Origin of the sequence: Thalassotalea atypica, from assembly GCF_030295975.1 — a bacterium.
Taxonomy (GTDB): domain Bacteria; phylum Pseudomonadota; class Gammaproteobacteria; order Enterobacterales; family Alteromonadaceae; genus Thalassotalea_F; species Thalassotalea_F atypica.
Window position 1 is genome coordinate 3,267,982 of the sequence record NZ_AP027364.1, and the last position, 18,868, is coordinate 3,286,849.

Annotated in this window: 18 protein-coding genes; 7 read left to right on the forward strand and 11 right to left on the reverse strand. The window is 41.4% G+C overall.

Annotation, left to right across the window (positions count from 1 at the left end):
- Window position 1: 1 nt before the first annotated feature.
- From QUE03_RS15035 to QUE03_RS15070, 8 genes are read right to left on the reverse strand one after another with little or no spacing between them, the layout of a single operon-like run.
- Window positions 2-1,687: a GMC family oxidoreductase gene (locus QUE03_RS15035; protein WP_286262758.1), complete on the reverse strand. Its 1,686-nt coding sequence runs from the start codon at window positions 1,685-1,687 to the stop codon at window positions 2-4.
- A gap of 10 nt (window positions 1,688-1,697) precedes the next feature.
- A complete protein-coding gene (locus QUE03_RS15040; RefSeq protein ID WP_286262759.1) occupies window positions 1,698-2,423 on the reverse strand; it encodes a 3-keto-disaccharide hydrolase in 726 nt (241 codons plus the stop codon).
- 57 nt (window positions 2,424-2,480) lie between these two features.
- Window positions 2,481-3,335 carry a sugar phosphate isomerase/epimerase family protein gene (locus tag QUE03_RS15045; protein ID WP_286262760.1) on the reverse strand — a complete coding sequence of 285 codons (855 nt, stop codon included), beginning with the start codon at window positions 3,333-3,335 and terminating at the stop codon, window positions 2,481-2,483.
- A gap of 38 nt (window positions 3,336-3,373) precedes the next feature.
- Window positions 3,374-5,107 carry a GMC oxidoreductase gene (locus tag QUE03_RS15050; RefSeq protein WP_286262763.1) on the reverse strand — a complete coding sequence of 578 codons (1,734 nt, stop codon included), beginning with the start codon at window positions 5,105-5,107 and terminating at the stop codon, window positions 3,374-3,376.
- Window positions 5,108-5,136: 29 nt separating this feature from the next.
- Window positions 5,137-5,760: a gluconate 2-dehydrogenase subunit 3 family protein gene (locus QUE03_RS15055; RefSeq protein ID WP_286262764.1), complete on the reverse strand. Its 624-nt coding sequence runs from the start codon at window positions 5,758-5,760 to the stop codon at window positions 5,137-5,139.
- The gene (locus QUE03_RS15060; protein ID WP_286262765.1) at window positions 5,750-6,976 is read right to left on the reverse strand and encodes an MFS transporter; all 1,227 of its coding nucleotides are present in this window, start codon (window positions 6,974-6,976) and stop codon (window positions 5,750-5,752) included. The genes QUE03_RS15055 and QUE03_RS15060 overlap by 11 nt, the downstream gene beginning before the upstream one ends.
- A gap of 17 nt (window positions 6,977-6,993) precedes the next feature.
- Entirely contained in the window at window positions 6,994-8,046 is a 1,053-nt protein-coding gene (locus QUE03_RS15065) for a sugar phosphate isomerase/epimerase family protein (RefSeq protein ID WP_286262766.1), read from the reverse strand.
- Window positions 8,033-9,214: a Gfo/Idh/MocA family protein gene (locus QUE03_RS15070; protein WP_286262767.1), complete on the reverse strand. Its 1,182-nt coding sequence runs from the start codon at window positions 9,212-9,214 to the stop codon at window positions 8,033-8,035. The genes QUE03_RS15065 and QUE03_RS15070 overlap by 14 nt, the downstream gene beginning before the upstream one ends.
- A 143-nt stretch (window positions 9,215-9,357) precedes the next feature.
- Between QUE03_RS15070 and QUE03_RS15075 the strand changes: the two genes are divergently transcribed.
- Window positions 9,358-10,113: an AraC family transcriptional regulator gene (locus tag QUE03_RS15075; RefSeq protein ID WP_286262768.1), complete on the forward strand. Its 756-nt coding sequence runs from the start codon at window positions 9,358-9,360 to the stop codon at window positions 10,111-10,113.
- 13 nt (window positions 10,114-10,126) lie between these two features.
- Here QUE03_RS15075 and QUE03_RS15080 read toward each other — a convergent pair whose 3' ends face one another.
- Complete coding sequence (locus QUE03_RS15080) at window positions 10,127-11,227, reverse strand: PepSY-associated TM helix domain-containing protein (RefSeq protein WP_286262769.1); 1,101 nt, start codon at window positions 11,225-11,227, stop codon at window positions 10,127-10,129.
- A 73-nt stretch (window positions 11,228-11,300) separates the two neighbouring features.
- Window positions 11,301-13,427, reverse strand: coding sequence for a TonB-dependent siderophore receptor (locus tag QUE03_RS15085; RefSeq protein ID WP_286262770.1), 2,127 nt, complete (start codon window positions 13,425-13,427; stop codon window positions 11,301-11,303).
- 285 nt (window positions 13,428-13,712) lie between these two features.
- Here QUE03_RS15085 and QUE03_RS15090 point away from each other — a divergent pair, with 285 nt between their 5' ends.
- The 3 genes from QUE03_RS15090 to ltaE all read left to right on the forward strand — a co-directional run bounded on the left by QUE03_RS15090 (window position 13,713) and on the right by ltaE (window position 16,028).
- Window positions 13,713-13,883 (forward strand): hypothetical protein, encoded by a 171-nt coding sequence (locus QUE03_RS15090; protein ID WP_286262771.1) that lies wholly within the window; start codon window positions 13,713-13,715, stop codon window positions 13,881-13,883.
- Window positions 13,884-14,025: 142 nt separating this feature from the next.
- Window positions 14,026-14,955, forward strand: a complete 930-nt coding sequence (locus tag QUE03_RS15095; protein ID WP_434019782.1) for a glutaminase — start codon at window positions 14,026-14,028, stop codon at window positions 14,953-14,955.
- Between the two features lie 56 nt (window positions 14,956-15,011).
- Window positions 15,012-16,028 carry a low-specificity L-threonine aldolase gene (gene ltaE / locus QUE03_RS15100; protein WP_286262772.1) on the forward strand — a complete coding sequence of 339 codons (1,017 nt, stop codon included), beginning with the start codon at window positions 15,012-15,014 and terminating at the stop codon, window positions 16,026-16,028.
- 4 nt (window positions 16,029-16,032) lie between these two features.
- Here the strand turns inward: ltaE and QUE03_RS15105 are convergent, their stop codons facing one another.
- Complete coding sequence (locus QUE03_RS15105; RefSeq protein WP_286262773.1) at window positions 16,033-16,329, reverse strand: MazG nucleotide pyrophosphohydrolase domain-containing protein; 297 nt, start codon at window positions 16,327-16,329, stop codon at window positions 16,033-16,035.
- Window positions 16,330-16,572: 243 nt separating this feature from the next.
- Here QUE03_RS15105 and QUE03_RS15110 point away from each other — a divergent pair, with 243 nt between their 5' ends.
- The 3 genes from QUE03_RS15110 to QUE03_RS15120 all read left to right on the forward strand — a co-directional run bounded on the left by QUE03_RS15110 (window position 16,573) and on the right by QUE03_RS15120 (window position 18,846).
- Window positions 16,573-16,824: a hypothetical protein gene (locus QUE03_RS15110; protein ID WP_286262774.1), complete on the forward strand. Its 252-nt coding sequence runs from the start codon at window positions 16,573-16,575 to the stop codon at window positions 16,822-16,824.
- Between the two features lie 499 nt (window positions 16,825-17,323).
- Window positions 17,324-18,190, forward strand: a complete 867-nt coding sequence (locus tag QUE03_RS15115) for a LysR family transcriptional regulator (RefSeq protein WP_286267877.1) — start codon at window positions 17,324-17,326, stop codon at window positions 18,188-18,190.
- 128 nt (window positions 18,191-18,318) lie between these two features.
- The gene (locus QUE03_RS15120; RefSeq protein ID WP_286262775.1) at window positions 18,319-18,846 is read left to right on the forward strand and encodes a hypothetical protein; all 528 of its coding nucleotides are present in this window, start codon (window positions 18,319-18,321) and stop codon (window positions 18,844-18,846) included.
- The last annotated feature ends 22 nt before the right edge of the window (window positions 18,847-18,868 follow it).

Genomic DNA, 18,868 nt, shown 5'->3' on the forward strand with positions numbered 1-18,868 from the left:
ATTAAAGCTCCCCGTTTGTTAACTGCTCTGCCAACCAAGTGGCATTACGCATTGCTAATGTCATGATCGTTAAAGTACAGTTTTTATGTGGATTTGAGGCAAAAACCCCAGCATCCATAACAAATACGTTGTCACAGTCCCAAGTTTGGCCATATTGATTGGTAACTGACTCTTTTGGCGATTCTCCCATACGGGTACTGCCTACCTCATGGATGATTTGACCACCTTTTAAAATCGCTTGCTCTGCACTTGGCAGTGGCTCTGTGAAAGTGGCCCCCATAGTTTCTAAAATTGCTTTCGCTGTTTTTAAACCATGCTCCACTTGTTTTAATTCATGCTCTGACCATTTCCAATGAAACTTGGCCACGGGTATACCCCACTTATCCCTAACCGCTTCGTCAATTTCCATATAACAATGTTCATTCGGTAACATCTCACCACGCAATGCCAAGTAAACACCAGCGCCATAGTGTTTTTTAGCTTGCTCCTTTAGCGATTTACCATAGCCCTGCAAGTCACCGCTAACACCTGCACCTGGCGCTCTAAAGCCTGTGCCTAACTCAAAGTGATAGCCTCGTGGAAAATCAAGTTCTCCTTTTGTCTGACTCTTATGTCCCCACCATGGAATAAATAAGTGGTTAGCAGTATGTCCATCTTCATTGTATATTGGTCGCCCTTCTAAAGCGGGAATATGTGCGCCAAGTCCAGTACCAGTTGAGTCCATAATATTTCGGCCAACTTGCATACTTGAATTCGCTAAACCATTAGGGTGATGTTCACTTTTTGAATTTAATAACAGTCTTGCTGATTCACAAGCACTAGCGGCAAGAATAACAACCTTAGCTGGGATCTTAATATCTTGGCTGGTTTTCTTATCAACATAAGTCAAACCATTTACTTTTCCTTTACTATCGACATCAACCTTACGCACCATAGCATCGGTGATAATTTTCAAATTGCCCGTCGCTAACGCCATAGGAATTAGAGATGTGGTGGTTTGAAAAGCGGCACCAATCGAGCAGCCATGACCACACGGGGTTGCGTAAAAACAGGCTTGTCTGTCATCTTTAGGACGTGTTAACACTGCGCGATGCATAGGAACGGCAGGAATACCCAATTTCTTAGCCGCAGCAGCTACAAGCAATTCAGGTACTCTAGGTTTAGGGGGCGGTTGTAACACACCTTCAGCTGAATCAGGCATATCGTCCAGCCCTGTATTAGTGCCACATATGCCAACTAATGCTTCTGTTTTATCATACCAAGGCGCGAGCTCCTGATATTCAAAAGGCCAATCAGCACCTAAACCATCGCGCGACTTACCCTTAAAATCATGTTCACTAAAGCGTAATGAATACCTGCCCCAGTGGTTGGTTCTACCGCCAAGCATACGTGCTCGCCACCAAAGAAAGTCAGAATCTTTACCGGTCGTGTAAGGCTCATTCGGCACGGTCCAACCGCCATCTACGGTTGCATCGTAAAAACCAAAATCCTTATCCACATTACCCGCACCCATCAATGGCGCTTGGCCATTGGTTTTAAACATCGGCGTTTCAGTTTTTGGATCGTAATCCCGCCCGGCTTCTAGCATTAATACTTTATGACCCGCTTTCGCCAACGTATATGCAGCCATAGCTCCACCAGCTCCAGAGCCAACAACGACAACCTGATAGTCAAAATCTTTCATCATATTTACCACGTTATAATGCTTTTATTTTAATGTTTTTAAAGGCAACCGGATCACTGTGATCCTGCAAGCCAATATGGCCTATCTCTGCGCCAGCAAAACCTTGCCAGTCACTGAATTTACTTTTGGTGACTAATTTATTCCATTGCTCGCTGCCAATGCTAATATCGACAGTTTGTACTTGGTTTTGCCATACTTTTAGTGCATTTTTATTTAATAAAATACGTACCTGATTCCACTGTCCTGCTGGTTTATGTGATGTTTTGGGTGATGCGATTAAATCATATAATGAGCCTGATAAATGCGAGTCTATTTTGTTATCACTATGGCGCTGATTATCAAGTATTTGCACTTCAATCGCATGAGAATATATTTGCTTACCAAGCTCATCAGCCATAACAAAAATACCACTGTTGCCCGCTTTTGAGATTTTCCACTCCAGTTTCAAATCAAAGTTTTGGTACTTATCTTTTGTCAGTATATCGCCGCCGCCTTTTTCAGTAAGACGAATTTCCCCCTCAATCACTTGCCACTTATCGCTTAAACCTGATTGTTTGAAATTGCGCCATGCCGACATGTCTTTACCATTAAACAGCAATTGCCAACCTTGTTTTTCTTCCTTCTCTGTTAAGACATTGTCATGAGCAAATGCCAATGGCTGCAAGACCATAAACAAAGACACGGCGCCACCTTTGATAGCGCCTATTGATGAGCGTAAGTAATGATTTAATCTATTCATGTAACTTCTCTGTATGTTCAACCGAAAATTTTGGTTCTAAAAAGTATGGATAAAGCGTTAAAGTTTATTGAGGATTTTGTCTAATCCTTGTTTGGAAATTTTGACTGCTTCTAGCGGCGAAATACCATTAGGATACTCTTCCTGTTCAACGACAAACCATCTTGTGCCACCTACGGCAATATTGGTTTTAGATAATCCCACCCAGTCGATGGTATCTTGCCCAATAAACGGTAATTTTCCCGTTACACCTTTAGGCAATTTAACTTTGTAGTGAGTTGTAATCGTGCGCCCAGGGTAGCGTTTAACATAATCTATAGGGTCTTTTCCGGCATACGTTGTCCAACCAACATCTTGTTGCAGCACAACATTGTGGGAGGTGTGCTGCGCCAAATAGTCCCAATAAGTTGAGTTATTGTATGCATTGAATTCATGATCGTGATTATGAAAGCCTGTTTTTATGCCAAAGGGCTCAAGCTTTTTTGCTAGCTTATTGAGTAAAAATACGACTTCTTTAATCCCTTCGGGGTGCCACGCTCGCTCGTCCCAGCCAACAATTAACATATCAACACCTAGCGTTTGATAAAAAGCGATGGTTTCATCAAAGTTTTTGTCGTTAAGTTGTTCAAAGGAGATATGCGCGCCACTTCCTTTTAGCCCTAACTGGTCAAGCACTCGTTTAACCGCCGCTGCGTCCCCTGAAAATTCGCCAAACTCGTTAGCAAATTCAACACCTGTAAAGCCCATATTTGCCAAAGCACTTAATGTTCCGGTGAAGTCAGCTTTCACGTCTTCTTTAACTGACCATAATTGAACACTGATTTGCGGCATAGCCGTGTACTCTTGCTTTGCATTGGCCACAGTTGTCATTGATAGCAAAATGGCTCCTAAGATCATCAATCTGGCTAATTTCATAGTGATTCTCACGTTAGTCTTTCTTATCGTTATTTGAATTAAATTCTTTTTGCTTTCATTTCTTTTGCAGCAAAGTCAACCGCTCTCACCGTTAACGCCATAAAGGTTAGGGACGGATTAACCACTGCAGATGAGCAAAAGCTTGCGCCATCAGTCACAAACAAGTTGGGAATGTCGTGAGTTTGGTTATAGGCATTTAACACAGAGTTTCTAGAATCCGCTCCCATTCGCGCCGTCCCCACTTCATGAATAGCCAATCCTGGTGCATTATTATCAATAGAGTTATAACTTTTGACATCTTTTAAGCCCGCTTTGGTGAGCATTTCCTTGGCGGTTTGTTCAGCATCTAACATCATCATTTTTTCATTGTCTGACCACTGACAATTGATATGCAGCTGTGGCATACCCCACTTGTCTTTTTTCGTCGGATGCAGTGACACTTGGTTTTCAAACCGAGGAAGCATTTCGCCTTGGGCATGCAAGCCAAAATACCAATCCCCAGCTTGCGTAAGTTGCTGTTTGAAACCTGCACCTATGCCATCACTATTGCTTAACCCTTGCCAGTTAGCACGAACAGTACCGCCAGATAGTGCATAACCACGTTTGTAGCCTTGTCTATATCTAGACGGTTCAAATTGAAAGTTTGGAATGTAAGGCCCTGTAGGGCGTCGACCCGAATAAAACTCGTCGTGATATCCTTCAATTCGACCACTGGCACCTGCGTTGTAAACATGGTCCATCAGGTAATGGCCCAATACACCTGAGCTATTGGCAATACCGTTTGGAAAGCTAATTGACGTTGAATTGAGCATAATTTGGGTCGAACCCAAAGTAGAGGCGCACAAAAACACTACTTTAGCGAAATACTCTCGAGTAGCTAAGGTCTCGTTATCAATGACTCTAACACCTTTGACTCGATTGGACTTTTCATCATAAATCAAGCTGTGTACCACGCTATTAGGCGCAATATGTAAGTTTCCGGTTTTAGCAGCAGCAGGCAATGTTGAGCTTTGCGTGGAAAAATAGGCGCCGAATGAACAACCTTTTTGACATTCATTGCGCGCCTGACATTGCACCCGCCCTTGTGACAAGTGCAGTTGACTTGGTTTAGTCAGATGAGCTGCACGCCCCATGACCATTGGACGCTCAGGATAAAGTGCTGCAAATTTAGTTTTTAATTCAAGCTCTGGCTTTGTCCATTCAAATGGTGGTAAAAATTCACTACTAGGTAGCTGCGGTAAGTTGTCATCATGACCGCTAATACCGACATGTTTTTCTACATACGAATACCAATTCGCAAGTTCTTCATAACGTATCGGCCAGTCATTGCCGTGACCATCAAGCTTATTTGCCTTAAAATCATGCTTATTGAACCGGTACGATTGTCGGTGCCAAAGTAACGATTTACCGCCTAACTGATTCGCTCGGATCCAAGTAAAATCAGTGCCCTTCTCTGTCGAGTATGGGTAATCTTTGTCGTTGCCAAAAAAGTGCTTCGTACCATCATGAAAGGCATAACATTTCTTTTGAACTTCATATTGCTCTTCTACCAAAAGGTTGTCGACTTTCATACGATTTGGATATTGCCACACCGGTTTACCCTCACCAATATAGTCCTTTTGGTGCTCTACAATGCGACCACGTTCAAGCATTAACGTCTTAAAACCTCGTTCACAAAACTCTTTTGCTGCCCAGCCACCTGAGATACCTGAGCCAATAACAAGCGCGTCGTACACCTCACTTGTATCATTGATGTATAAGTCTTGATCCATTAGTACTCTCTCAAATTTATTGCCGTTGTTTAGTAGTACGCCAAAGCGCCATACGATTTGCCGATAGAATCATAAGGAATCGATCCTTTAAACTCACCCGGTACGGCTTGATAATTCAGTGCCTGTGTGGCACCAACTTCGGTAGTAAAGTAACCAAAGACAAGCAAAGATTTTAAAAAAGCAAACTGAGTTTTATCAGCGCTTGTAAAGCCTAATTCAACTCCCTCTAATGCAACCAATAATTCGGTTTGCTGCTCAGATTTCATTTGATTGAACGAGCTGGAATAATGTGTCATGCTTTGCTGCTCAATGGTGTTAATCACAGCCTTAGTTTGTTGTTGTTGCTCGATGTCATAACAAGTAAAGAGTTGATGGTCGATAAAACCATGAACACCTAATTCAGCCGCACTAGGTGTATCTGTTTCAGGTAGTACGACGGCACATATATTGGCTAATACTTGCATTTGCTCATACGTAAAAACCTTTCGTGATTTTTTGGTACGAACTTTTTGTGTTTCATAATTTATCGCTGTTGCAAAAGCCTTGCCCGAAATTAATTGAGATGCAACCCCCGCACCGAGAGCGCCAGCAAGGGTTTTAAGCAATTGGCGCTTGGTTAGGCGCATAGACGAATGCTCAGCACTATGATTCAAGAGCAGCCTCTCGTAACTGTTGCGTTTTACGCATGTATATTACAAGTCCTGCAAATGCAAACACCAAAACTAGAGGAAAAAGGCTTAAATTGGCGAGCGTTGCTTGACCTGCAGCTAGTTCAGCGAGCTCAGGCGAGTTGTTTACCGTCAACGCTTGCTGGCGGGCTTGATCAATCCAGCTACCAATAACAGGGTTCCACATACTGACTGCAAACATACCTGCACCGCCTAACATGGACATACCTAATGCGCCAGATTGTGGAATATTTTCAGCAATAAAACCTATCATGGTCGGCCAGAAGTAAGTAACACCGAGGGCAAATAACAATGCCGAGACATATACCATACTGCCGGTTGCTAAGCTCATTGAATAAATACCAATGGTGGTGACAATAGCAGAATATAGTAAGACACCAGCAGGGTTAAACTTACGGACAACAGGGCCTGCAAAAAAGCGACCTACCGCCATAACTCCTGTAATCATCGCCATAATTAACATTGGCGATGCGCCCGATGCGCCGAGAATACGTTCAATCCACTGCTGTGTACCTAATTCACTAGTCGCAGTTAATGTCATGCAAAAGGCCATGAACATAAATAAAGGCGAGAATAGCGCTTTGACATTGTGAGCTGTTGAAGTATCCACGTTTTTATTGTCAGGGAATTTCTGGCTCAATACTAAGTAACCATAAGCAATTGTGGGCAATAGCATAACGGCTATTTGTGCCTGCCAGCCAAAACCGACATCAGTCATCGCTTTTGAAATCAGCGCACCAATAACGATGCCGCCTGGAAACCAAACATGAAACCGATTTAACATCGTGGTTTTATTCTTATGATACATTTCAGCTATCAACGGATTACAACCTGCTTCAACCGCACCATTGGCAAAGCCTATACAAAAGCTCGAAATAAGTAATGTCCAAAATCCATCGGCGGACATGGTTAAGAATAAGCCCAATATATGCCCCACAAAGGCGATAATGACTAACTTTTTAGCGCCAATGAAATTATAAAGTAGGCCGCCAAACATTGTTGCGATAGGGAAGCCCAAAAATGCCATGGCATTGACCCAACCTAGCTGCATATCAGATAGCGCAAAGTCTTGACTTAGTTGCCCTAAAATTCCTGCTCTGATCGCAAATGTCATAGAAGTGACGGTGAGCGCTAAACAACAGGCGATAAAGAGTTTGTTGTTATCAATATTCTTCGTCATAGCTTTCCCTATCATCATTACAAGCCCAAAATATCACGATTAAGTGATTCATCTTCGCCACTGGTAGCAAAATCATCAAATGCATGCTCTGGCGTTCTTATTAACTGCTGCGAAATAAACGGCGCTCCTTCTCTTGCACCATCTTCTGGGTGTTTCAAGCAACATTCCCATTCAAGAACCGCCCAGCCATCAAAACCATATTGTGTTAACTTACTAAATATCTGTTTGAAGTCGATTTGACCATCACCTAGTGATCGAAATCGACCCGGCCTATTTTGCCAATCTTGGTAACCACCATAGACACCACTGCGGCCATTGGGTCTAAATTCTGCATCCTTGACATGAAAGGCTTTGATCCGTTCATGATAAATATCAATAAACGCTAGATAATCGAGTTGCTGTAAGACAAAATGACTTGGGTCGTACAATATATTCGCACGGGTATGATTGCCTGTTACCTCAAGAAAACGCTCAAAGGTAACGCCATCATGTAAGTCTTCACCGGGGTGAAGTTCAAAACACACATCTACGCCAGCATCCTCAAATTTATTCAAAATAGGAAGCCAACGTTTGCCTAATTCTTTAAACCCTTCATCAACTAAACCTGCTGGACGTTGCGGCCAAGGATATGCAGTCTGCCAAAGTAATGCGCCAGAAAAGGAGGCGTGCGCATTAAGTCCTAAACGGGCACTGACTTTTGCCGCCATCGAGACTTGCTCAATCGCCCACTCCGTTCGCGCCTTTGGGTTGTTTCTAACCGCGTCTTCAGCGAAGGCATCAAACTGCTTGTCGTAGGCGGGGTGTACGGCAACCAATTGTCCTTGTAGGTGGGTGGATAATTCACTGATCTGTAAACCTGCTGCAGAGACTATCCCTTTAATTTCATCGCAATAAGCTTGGCTTTGGTAAGCAAGAGATAAATCAAATAGTCGTTTATCCCATGTTGGAATTTGAACGGCTTTATAGCCCAAGCTTGCTGCCCAATGGCATATGTTGTTTAAGCTATTAAACGGTGCATGGTCTTGGACAAATTGGGCTAAAAAAATCCCCGGCCCCTTAATTTGCGTCATAATGACCCCCTTCTGATTCGATGATCATGTTATGCCATTTCAATGCGGATTGACTGGCACCGACGACGTTTTCGATAAACGCCATACCGCGAATTGCCTCATCAATACCCGGCACATCAAAGGTCTTATTATCAGCCACCTCGCCATTACGATGAGCTTTAATTTGGCGAGCGAAGTTTTGATAAATATTGGCAAATGCCTCTAAGTACCCTTCGGGATGTCCTGCTGGAGTTCGCATGGCTTGCTGTGCTGCCTCACACATATCACCAACGCCTGTACGAATTTGCTGCGTGGGTTCATTATGTGATTTGAGCCATAGAGTATTCGGCTCAAGCTGCGACCACTCTATGCTCTTCTTATCACCATAAATTCGCAACCTGATATTGTTCTCATCACCCAAAGATATTTGACTGGCTAATAATACGCCTTTCGCACTATTTGAAAATTTGAGCATCACAGTGCCATCATCATCTAACACACGCCCCGACACAGTTGATGTTAAATCGGCACACAACTGAGTAATTTCTAGCCCTGAAACATATTCAGCCAAGTTTGCGGCGTGCACGCCAATATCCCCCATACAACAACTGGCACCAGCTGTTTCAGGGTCTAAGCGCCAGCTTGCTTGTTTACTTACCTCGTCATCTTTTGATGCCAGCCAGCCTTGGCTGTATTCCACCACCACTTTAACAACATTACCTAACTCACCTTGGGCAACCAAATGTTTAGCTTGTTTGACTAAGGGGTAGCCACTGTAGGTATGGGTTAAACCATAAAGGACATGACGCTGTGCAAGGGCCGACTTTAACGATAAAGCTTGAGGTAAATTTAATGTTGCAGGTTTATCAGATAACACGTGAAATCCATGTTCTATGGCAGACATAGCAACAGGAAAATGCAGATGATTTGGCGTAACAATAACGACAAACTCCATTCGCTCAGTTTCAGGTAATAGCGCTTCACGTTTGAACATTTCATCATAACTGGCATAACAGCGCTCTTCGGGCAAATAAAGCGCTTGTCCAGAAGATAGGCTACGCTGTTTATCAGCACTAAAGGCGCCACAGACCAACTCGATGTCACCGTCCATAAATGCCGCGATGCGATGGACAGCGCCAATAAATGCCCCTTGTCCACCGCCAACCATCCCCATTCGAATTTTTTTCATCAATTCACGTCATCGTCAGAATTATTCTACTAATTACTATAGGAGCTTAGCGGGAAAATATGTTATTAATAATTCGGTTTAAAATACAACAAATTCGGCGTTTGCATTTTCAAACCTTATTTTAGCTATCAGGAATAAATGGCATGATTTTGAGTGAGCCTAACAACTTTATCCACCAAGTTGGAGTAAGACAGTTGATCAGCATGTTTGACTTATTGCCCGACGTTCTTTTTTGGATAAAGGACATAAATCATAATTTCATCCACGCTAATCAAGCATTTATTGATCATAAGGGGGTTGAAGACATCACTAAAATCATTGGTAAAAGTGATCATGACTTTTCTCCAGATCATCTAGCAAAACAATTTATTCGTGATGATGAAAAGGTCCTTGCAGGTATAACTGTAACAGATAGGCTAGAAGTGAATATGACACATTCAGGCGATACCGCTTGGTTTGCCACGTCTAAACGAGCGATAGCAAATGAGCAAGGTGTTAACGTCGGCACCTATGGCATTACACGGCACCTAGAAAAACAAGCTAAAGTATTGTCCAACGTTGAAGCGGTGAAAGTACCCGTCGAGTACATTCGAAAAAACTATCATCAACAAATCACCATTGAAGATTTAGCCGAAGTTACGCATTTGTCCATCAGTGCATTGGAAAGACGATTTAAACGCCATTTAGCGAAAACACCAAAACAGTTTATTAATGAAATACGACTAGAAAATGCCCGTAAATTATTAGTTGAGACCAATATTCCAATTGCGCAGATAGGTGATGATACGGGCTTTAACGGCCATAGCTATTTCAGTAAACAGTTTCGGCTATTTTTTGGTGAGCTACCATCAGCCTATCGACAAAACTATCGCTATGGCAACTCACACATTAAAACATAACTAATGGCACAAACTACGCGGGTGTTATCACACGTTCTCTTAAGCTAGTTTTACGCCTATTTCTAAACCAGTAGAAATAGAGCCCAGTGAGTGATAACCAAAAAGGTGATAAACCTAAAATACACCAGATCACTTTACTTGGTAGGCCAGCAAAATAGCCAAAATGTAGCTTTCTGAACGTATCAACTATGACATTAATGGTGTTCGCGCTGCGTATATCATAATTGAGTATATTTTCCCCTGATTCCCTGTGGTAGGTGATCATACTAGCGTATTCACTAGTTAGTGGATTTCCGGTCGGCACTTCACCATAAAATGTAATGTGTAAATCCGGCTCAAAAGGAAACGTCATGTACGTGGCCCTGTAATCAGAGATGTCGGTGCGGGTGTTGTCCAACAACTGCTGAAAATCCAGAGAGTCGCTATACAAAGGCTCAATGAGTAACGGATGTGCCTCAATATGTTCACTGACTTCGTGAACTACTGCGGCAATATTATAATACCCGCCTGTAATGGCTAAGATCAGCAGTATCGGTGACGACATGATGCCGATGAATTTATGAACATCACTGAAAAACACTCGTCTTGCAGCAGAAAACCTGAGAGTGAATAATTTTGACCAAAAGTTGCGGTGTAAGATGATACCGCTGACACCCAAAAACAATAAGATGACAGCGAATACGGAGCCAAGTACCGTGCCTGTAAAGTCGAGCAAAAACGTATAATGCAATGACAATAACCAATCAGTAATATCGTGGGTAACAGATACTGGAGTCGATAGCAGGTTGCCTTGATATTGATCGACATAAAGTTTATACCATTGACCTGTGCCTTTATGGATTATATAAGCTGTATCTGCACGGGCTTTGTCGTCAAATAGTTCCCAACTCCCCATGAGATAATTGGGGTGCGTATTGGCTACTTTTAAAATTAACGTATTTAAGTTTGCTCTTTCTTGATACTCAGTTGCCGCCACTGTCATATGCTCAGGCATAAGCCAAGTATCAAGTTCAACTTTGAACACCAAAATGCTGCCAGTAACGGCAATCACCATGATAGGAATAAGCGCAATTAGGGCACTGATAGAGTGCCATCTAAACAATTTTTTTCGCATGTTTTTCTCTATATACCAGTTTGAACAAAGCACCGTGTTAACAGCGCTTTGCTCCAACTAATTGGATATAAAATTACAGTGCCCAACTTATCGTGGCAGAGTAATTCGCTGGCGTGCCATAAAAACCCTGCGCCCAATATAAACTCGTTAGATATTTCTCATCAGTGACGTTTTTAGCATTAAAGCTAACAGAAACATCAGAAGTAATTTCATAACGCACCATCAAATCAACAATGGCGTAGCTGTCTTGCGCTGTCACAATAATATCGCCTGCATTATCGTAGCCCTCAGCAACAACACCTTGATCACGAGAAATATCGTCTTGCCAGCGCACATTTACCCCAGCAGATAGACCTTCCAATTGAGGAAAACTATAAACCGCTGCAAATTTGAATAATGTTTCTGGTGTGTAGTCGGCAACAACATCATCACCGTCAATATTAAAACTGGTAAAACCTATGCTGGTTTGTAAACCAGGCAATACTTCACCCGCGACATCAATTTCATAGCCGTCCGTTTCAATACCTGTAACACCAATATACCTTTGTTGCTCAGGTGAAAGGTGGGCGGTAGCGGGATCTAGCTTGGCAACGTTTTCCTGTACTGTTTCAAAGTAGGTAACTGTTGCGAGTAAATTGTCATCATAAAGACTGGTTTTAAAGCCCACTTCTTGGCTTTCACCTGTAATGGGGTCAAGTACTTTATTGTTAATGTCTAGCTCTGTCTGAGACACAAAAGTTTCAGTATAACTGGCATATAGTACGGTGTTATCTGTTAGCTGATAAACACCACCAATGTATGGAATAAATTCTTTATCATCTGCATCTTGCAAAACGCCGTAAGAATCTCCTTCTATTTTCCAATCATTAAAACGACCACCTGCTAGGAAGTGAAAATCATCATTTATGCTAAAACGACCTGTGAAATAAAGTGCTTTTTGTGTTCGCTCAATGTCTGAGCCGACTTCACCATCATTAAATGTTGGTTTAGGTGTGTTCCCATCCCACTCATCAAGCGGTGGTAACGCAGGGAAACCGTTACCTGTAGTGTAATCGTATAAAGAAACTTCTTTACCTTCCATCGATGAATGATTCACGCCAATAACAAACTCATGGGTACGTTCGAACAAGTCAAAATCACCAGAAAGATAGATATCGACTAAGTCATGCTTGTCGTCATTATCGTATTCACTGGCATAGCCGTATAAGCCCAGTTCGGTTTCTTTATCGGGCGTACCATAAACATAAAATAACTCAGTATCTTCATCTGTTGATTTGTGAGAATACGTACCACGCAGTTGCCAGCTATTCTCAAAGATGTGACTTAACTCTACGACAGTATTTTCTTTCTTAATGTCCCAGTTAGACCAGTCAGCAGAGGTATTAGTTGACTCATGGTAATCTGTTGGACTCCCATCGCTATAAAATAAAGGGTTTGCGCCCCAATTGTTACCTGACGCCTTGCTGTCGTTAATTGAATGGCTCAATGAAACTTCCGTATTTTCAAAAAGCTGATGAGAAATGAATACGTAGAAAATATTCTTTTCTTTTTCGTATCGGTCTAAATAAGACTCTGCGTCCTCGGTAACTAAAACACCACGAACTGCTGTGTCATCGTTGATATGATAACTACCGTCAAGCTCAACGCGTGCGCTATTCCAACTGCCCATAGTGCCATTAATTGAAAAGCTATTTTCAGTCGTAGGACGCTTACGAATAAAGTTAATGGTTGCAGAAGGATTACCAACACCGGTCATTAAGCCGTTAGCACCTCGAATAACTTCAATACGATCATAAATGGCTGTATCTTCATCCGCATGATTATTACCTGATGTTAAAGGTAAACCAACACCATCGACTTGGAAATTAGTCACATCAAAACCACGTGCGGTGTAATAGGTACGATCCGTTTCTATCCGCTCAACATTTATACCGGTCGCAGTATCTAATACCGCATCTATATCGTTTAACCTAAAGTCACTCATTTGGCTGTCAGTAATAACAGACACAGATTGCGGAATATCAATAATATCAAGCTCTAATCTCGAAGCACCACTGGCACTATGAGCATTATACCCTCGAAGGTAATGCCCTTTAACTTCAATAACTTCTAAGTTATCCGGCGCATCATTCATTTCTGCTTGTACGACAGTTGTAAGTGAAATTGCCATAGCAAGTGTTGATAGCTTTAATGTATTCATTTCCTTTCCGATTGATAGTCAAAATAACCGAGACATAGTATCACTCAAAACCATTCATGCAAATGATAATTATTCTTATTTTGATTTAGATTTAGAAGGTTAAGTTATTACAAGTGTTAAAGTTGTTGGTATTTCTATGTCGTCTCGCAAGGCGGCTAACCTTAACCCACTCTAAACATATCGTTTCAACGGGGCACTACGAACCCAAGTGCATTGCTTATGGAATTTCAGTAGTTGGCACATAAACTGCGTAATAAAATGGAAAAACAATAGTGAGACATTTTTATGGCACTGTTTAATTCGGTTAATCCATCGCCGACAGATTCCGAGCAAGAGTTCTTGGCATTAATGAGCGAGTTGATAGAAAAAGGCTTAAATTTGGAAGAAGCCGCCAATTCAATATTCTCTGAAAATAGAGAACTGGAAGATAAGGTGCTAGGCATGCTCGATACATAAAAAACAAACGAGAAGCAATTTGTCCAAACGATTTCATCATCAGCAATATCTCTTAAGCTGACGGGTTAGCTATTTTATTTAGTTAGTGCATAATCAGGACTCTTTTGACAAGAGCAATATCACTGACAGAGACACGTTAACATTGAAATACAATCAGTCAAATTTACAAGCAAGAATGAACGAATTGTTGATTGAACAAAGTCAACATTATCTACAAGGCGCAGTGGCAGACTATATTCCAGCATTGGCAAAGGTACTGCCTAGTTCAATGGGAGTTTGCATTTCCACGTTAGATGGTAATGTGGTGGGCGCAGGCAATTACCAGCAGCGCTTTTCAATTCAAAGTATATCGAAAATATTTGGCCTGGTTATGGCAATGAACCGCGTCGGTGACTCATTGTGGAAACGGGTAAATATGGAGCCTTCGGGTCAACCCTTCAATTCAATAATTCAATTGGAGTGGGAAAAAGGTATTCCAAGAAATCCTGTGATTAATGCAGGTGCGTTATTAGTGTCTGACGTATTAGCAAGTCACTATTCTTCGAGTAAGTTGGCTTTTTTGAACTTTGTTCGCTCCTTGGCCGGCGATGAAAATATTCATGTGAACATGGACGTTTATCAATCAGAGCTAGCTCATGGTAATCGAAATGCGGCGCTTGCCTATTTGATGAAATGCTTTGATAACATTGACGCTGACATTCCCGAAGTGCTTAGCCATTACTTTACCCAATGTTCAGTGGAAATGACCTGTCAGCAACTGACCCAAAGCTTACTTTTTTTGGCCAATAAAGGGATTTCTCCAAGCGATAACAGAGTGATTTTAAGTCGAAAGGACGCGCATCGGGTTAATGCGATTTTATCCACTAGTGGTATGTACGACCAATCTGGGGAATTTGCTTTTTCTGTGGGGCTGCCCGCCAAAAGTGGTGTAGGTGGGGGCATTGTAGCTATTGTCCCTAATTATGGTGTGATATGCGCATGGAGTCCTCCGCTAAACAACTTTGGCAATTCAGTCGTTGGCATGCAATTGATTTCAAAACTAGCAGAAGAGCTTGGTTTATCTATTTTCTAAGTCAAATCTGAGTGTTTTAACCGGCTTTTTTTACAAACTTTTCATAAGGACTTTATATGATTGATTTTCGTTCCGACACCGTTACGCAACCCTGCAATAAAATGCGCGAGGCAATGTCATCAGCATTGGTTGGTGATGATGTTTATGGCGACGACCCTACGGTAAATGAATTAGAACAATGGTCGGCGCAGCGTCACGGTTTTGAAGCGGCTGTTTTTTGCAGCTCAGGTACACAAGCCAATTTACTTGCATTAATGGCGCACTGTGAACGTGGGGATGAATATTTATGCGGACAGCAAGCACACAACTATAAGTTTGAAGGCGGCGGCGCGGCAGTACTTGGCTCTATTCAACCACAGCCGATTGAAAATGAAAAAGATGGCACCCTTGCGCTGAGTAAACTTCAGGCAGCAATAAAACCTGATGATAGTCACTTTGCCCGCACAAAACTCATCAGCATTGAAAATACCATCAACGGCAAAGTGCTGCCTTTGAGTTATTTGGCTGAGCTAAGACACTTTGTCGATAAGCATAACTTAAACCTGCATTTAGACGGCGCGAGAGTCTATAACGCGGCCACGTCGCTTAATGTCGATATTACCGAAATATCTCAACATTTTGATAGCATGACGGTCTGTTTATCCAAAGGACTAGGTGCACCTATAGGCTCATTATTGTTTGGCAGTCGAACACTCGTTAACAAAGCAAGGCGATGGCGTAAAGTGCTCGGCGGCGGTATGCGTCAAGCTGGGATTTTGGCAGCGGCAGCTAAAGTTGCGCTAACAGATAATGTTGAAAAGCTAGCAATTGATCATGACAATGCGGCATACCTCGCCGCCAAGCTCAATGAAATACCAGGTTTTACCGTAAATGTCAGCAATGTATCAACCAATATGGTTTTTGCTAAAGTTGACCCAAAGATAAAAATATCAGTGCTTGCGGAGCAATTAAAAAACAACGGAATGTTAATCACAGCTGGCGAAAATTTGCGTTTAGTGACTCATCTAAACATCAGCAAAAGTGATATTGATGAATTTATTTCTGCATTAACAAGCCTTCTAGCTCCAAGCTAGTCAATTATTTAGCGCGGCCTCGAGATCCGCGCTGCTTGTTCTTCGCCATTTTAAGTAAAATTTCTTTTTCCATGTCTATCCCTTGCCAATGAGCAATGTCCAGAACTCGCAAAATAACGTCTGCTAGCTCTTCGCCAAATTCCGCTGTTGGCTGCTCATGGCGACATTCGTTTATCGCTTCACCAACCTCTGAGGCTACCAATGCCAAAGCTTCTAACACAGTTTTGTTGTGCCAACCCATTTCTTCAACCCATTGGTAATTTTTTTCTGCTATTTCATTAACAGTTATTGCGTCATTCATTATTGTTTCACTTATCACATGCCAAAACTAGCACGGCTAGCTTTATTGATTATCCCTATACACTCATATCATGTTTTCAGTAAATATTTATACACTGAAGTTTTTCTGATCTAAATAAATGATTAACCACACAAACTGATTTCTGTAAGAAATCATTAAAAACCAAGGCGCATTGCTTGTTTATTGTTCAATAAGGACTTATTGTTAAAGTTAACCACTCACAATTTAGATAGGAAGGTAAAAATGGAAGCTACCTCTTTAAACAAAGGACTTGTTGAACGACGACACGCCGACGTTGACAGGAGAGCGTTAATGAGTCGCTTATCGGTGTCTCAAAAGTTTGCGGTAAAGAGTCTCAATCAATTTGGCTATGAAATAGAGTTCATTCGCAGCAAAAATCAGGACAGTTTTGCTGTGCTAATGAATGGGGAAAATTTAGCCGTGGTGGACATGCAAGGCGAGATTGATACGTCGCCCAATATATCTATTCGTTAGTTATGCTTCATTGTTTTTTAAACTAACTTAGTGAATAAAAGTTATATAATTCATTAAATAACACTACTCTTGGATTTTGTGTATTTAAAATTTCAGCAGACGAAAACCCATGTTTATGTCTATAAATTCTAAGCACGAAATGACGATTAGAACAGGTGAATTTTTTTAACTTATTAGATGACTTCTTCTCGTTTGTTAAATGATTCACAACTGATTATGCTGAATTTGTTTTTGAAATCTCCCCCGATTTCATCACTTATATTAATCACTTGTACAATTTTGATAGGGCACTTTATAAGTGCCTTTTTTTCTTTATCGATACGGCATACAAATTCATCACGCACTAACTTGTTGCAAAACAACCAAACTGGTGCGCACGATTATACCCATACACTAAAAACAATAAAAATACTCCTTTAAAATCAGTGCATTACATATTGGTTTGTAATTTGCTCTTAGCTATCTAGTGCCATCACTGTTTCTAATTAACATCATGACTATACAAACACCTATTCGCGGCCTTCGCTCGTTTTGCATTGCAGCAAAGTGCTTAAGTTTCAAACATGCAGCATCACAACTTTATTTAACACCGTCCGCAGTTAGCCATCAAATAAAGCAACTGGAAGAACAACTAGATGTCCAGCTGTTCAAGCGCCAAACCCGCGCAATTGAATTGACCCAAGCGGGTAAGCGGTTTTATGACCAAGTACAGCCAATTATTTCTAACTTAGAAAATACAATTGCTGATTTTACGGATAACCAACAAAATAAAACGATTACCATTAGCCTACCTGAATTTTTTGCCAGTGAACTCTTTGTTCCTAAATTAAGTGAGTGGACAGCATTAAACCCCGACATTAATTTACAACTTGAAACCGTTAAAGCATCCGATCAAAAAGCAACGAATACAGATTTATCCGTCGTACTAGCTAATGGCAAACCTAATGGTAGTATTGTCCATGAGCTTTTTCCGATCAGCTATGTACCCGCCTGTAATAAAAAGATCTATAAAAAATGGGCTATTCATGGTGTCGGTGCCCTTAATTCTGTGCCGCTGATTTTGCATCAATCTCGCCCATGGTCTTGGCATCAATGGGCAGATAAGGCTGGTGTGAATAATTTTGATCCTAAGCAAATTATTCAATTTGATAGCATGTTCGGTGTAGCAAGAGCTGCGCAACAGGGGATGGGCATAGCGCTAGTTCCTTTACCAATAAGTCGAACATGGTTTAGTGAACAGTTTTTGATAAAAATATTCGAACAAGAGCTGATCACTAACGATCGCTACTACTTAATACAGCACCAAGATATTCAATCCTCTCCTGAGTTAGTCACCTTCGCGGACTGGGTAAAGCAATGTTTTTAGGCTACTGAGAATATAAAGGTGAATTAAATTCACCTATCAAGTGCTTTTTTATCGTTTGTCGAAGAGGCCGCGTCTTTATAAAGTTATTGCGCCTCTTAGGCAAATGCAGTTGACAAAGGAGCAACAAAATGAATAAAAAATCAGGATTAAGTAAAGTGGTAGCACTTACCACTCTATTATGTTCATCAGCCTATGCCACACCGAATACTATTGACATAGACGGGTTAAAGGTCGCAATTATCAAAGATGCAGTTGGTACAAATGAAGTATTAACCGGAAATTATCCTCTGGCCGAGCGTAAACTGACAACATCAAGTAAATTAACGACAAGTCAATTTGATCAATCAATGGGACTTTGCGTAACGTATCTTAAAATGACCAAACTAAATAAAGCAAATAATGCCTGTTCGAAAGCTTTGTCCTCAATACTAGGTAAAAGTGGTCGAGCCAAATATTTAGCTTCTATGGCGTATTCAAATCGTGCTGTTGTCAAATACCTAGCCAAAGATCATTACGGTGCACTCGACGACATGAGCTCAGCTATATTGACCAGCCGAAATAAAGTGGTAAAAGATAACTTATTAATTTTAAAACAAAATATAAGTGAACTTTTGAATACATCCAATACAGAGCCTGCTTTTGTAGAAACAGAATAGTACACACCTACAAGGAGTATAA

Coding starts and splice junctions, on each gene's coding strand:
- QUE03_RS15040 (WP_286262759.1), bottom strand. CDS start 2,423: ATGAATAGATTAAATCATTACTTACGCTCATCAATAGGCGCTATCAAA.
- QUE03_RS15085 (WP_286262770.1), bottom strand. CDS start 13,427: ATGAATACATTAAAGCTATCAACACTTGCTATGGCAATTTCACTTACA.
- QUE03_RS15060 (WP_286262765.1), bottom strand. CDS start 6,976: ATGACGAAGAATATTGATAACAACAAACTCTTTATCGCCTGTTGTTTA.
- QUE03_RS15105 (WP_286262773.1), bottom strand. CDS start 16,329: ATGAATGACGCAATAACTGTTAATGAAATAGCAGAAAAAAATTACCAA.
- QUE03_RS15080 (WP_286262769.1), bottom strand. CDS start 11,227: ATGCGAAAAAAATTGTTTAGATGGCACTCTATCAGTGCCCTAATTGCG.
- QUE03_RS15035 (WP_286262758.1), bottom strand. CDS start 1,687: ATGATGAAAGATTTTGACTATCAGGTTGTCGTTGTTGGCTCTGGAGCT.
- QUE03_RS15090 (WP_286262771.1), top strand. CDS start 13,713: ATGGCACTGTTTAATTCGGTTAATCCATCGCCGACAGATTCCGAGCAA.
- QUE03_RS15065 (WP_286262766.1), bottom strand. CDS start 8,046: ATGACGCAAATTAAGGGGCCGGGGATTTTTTTAGCCCAATTTGTCCAA.
- QUE03_RS15070 (WP_286262767.1), bottom strand. CDS start 9,214: ATGAAAAAAATTCGAATGGGGATGGTTGGCGGTGGACAAGGGGCATTT.
- QUE03_RS15050 (WP_286262763.1), bottom strand. CDS start 5,107: ATGGATCAAGACTTATACATCAATGATACAAGTGAGGTGTACGACGCG.
- QUE03_RS15075 (WP_286262768.1), top strand. CDS start 9,358: ATGATTTTGAGTGAGCCTAACAACTTTATCCACCAAGTTGGAGTAAGA.
- QUE03_RS15110 (WP_286262774.1), top strand. CDS start 16,573: ATGGAAGCTACCTCTTTAAACAAAGGACTTGTTGAACGACGACACGCC.
- QUE03_RS15120 (WP_286262775.1), top strand. CDS start 18,319: ATGAATAAAAAATCAGGATTAAGTAAAGTGGTAGCACTTACCACTCTA.
- ltaE (WP_286262772.1), top strand. CDS start 15,012: ATGATTGATTTTCGTTCCGACACCGTTACGCAACCCTGCAATAAAATG.
- QUE03_RS15045 (WP_286262760.1), bottom strand. CDS start 3,335: ATGAAATTAGCCAGATTGATGATCTTAGGAGCCATTTTGCTATCAATG.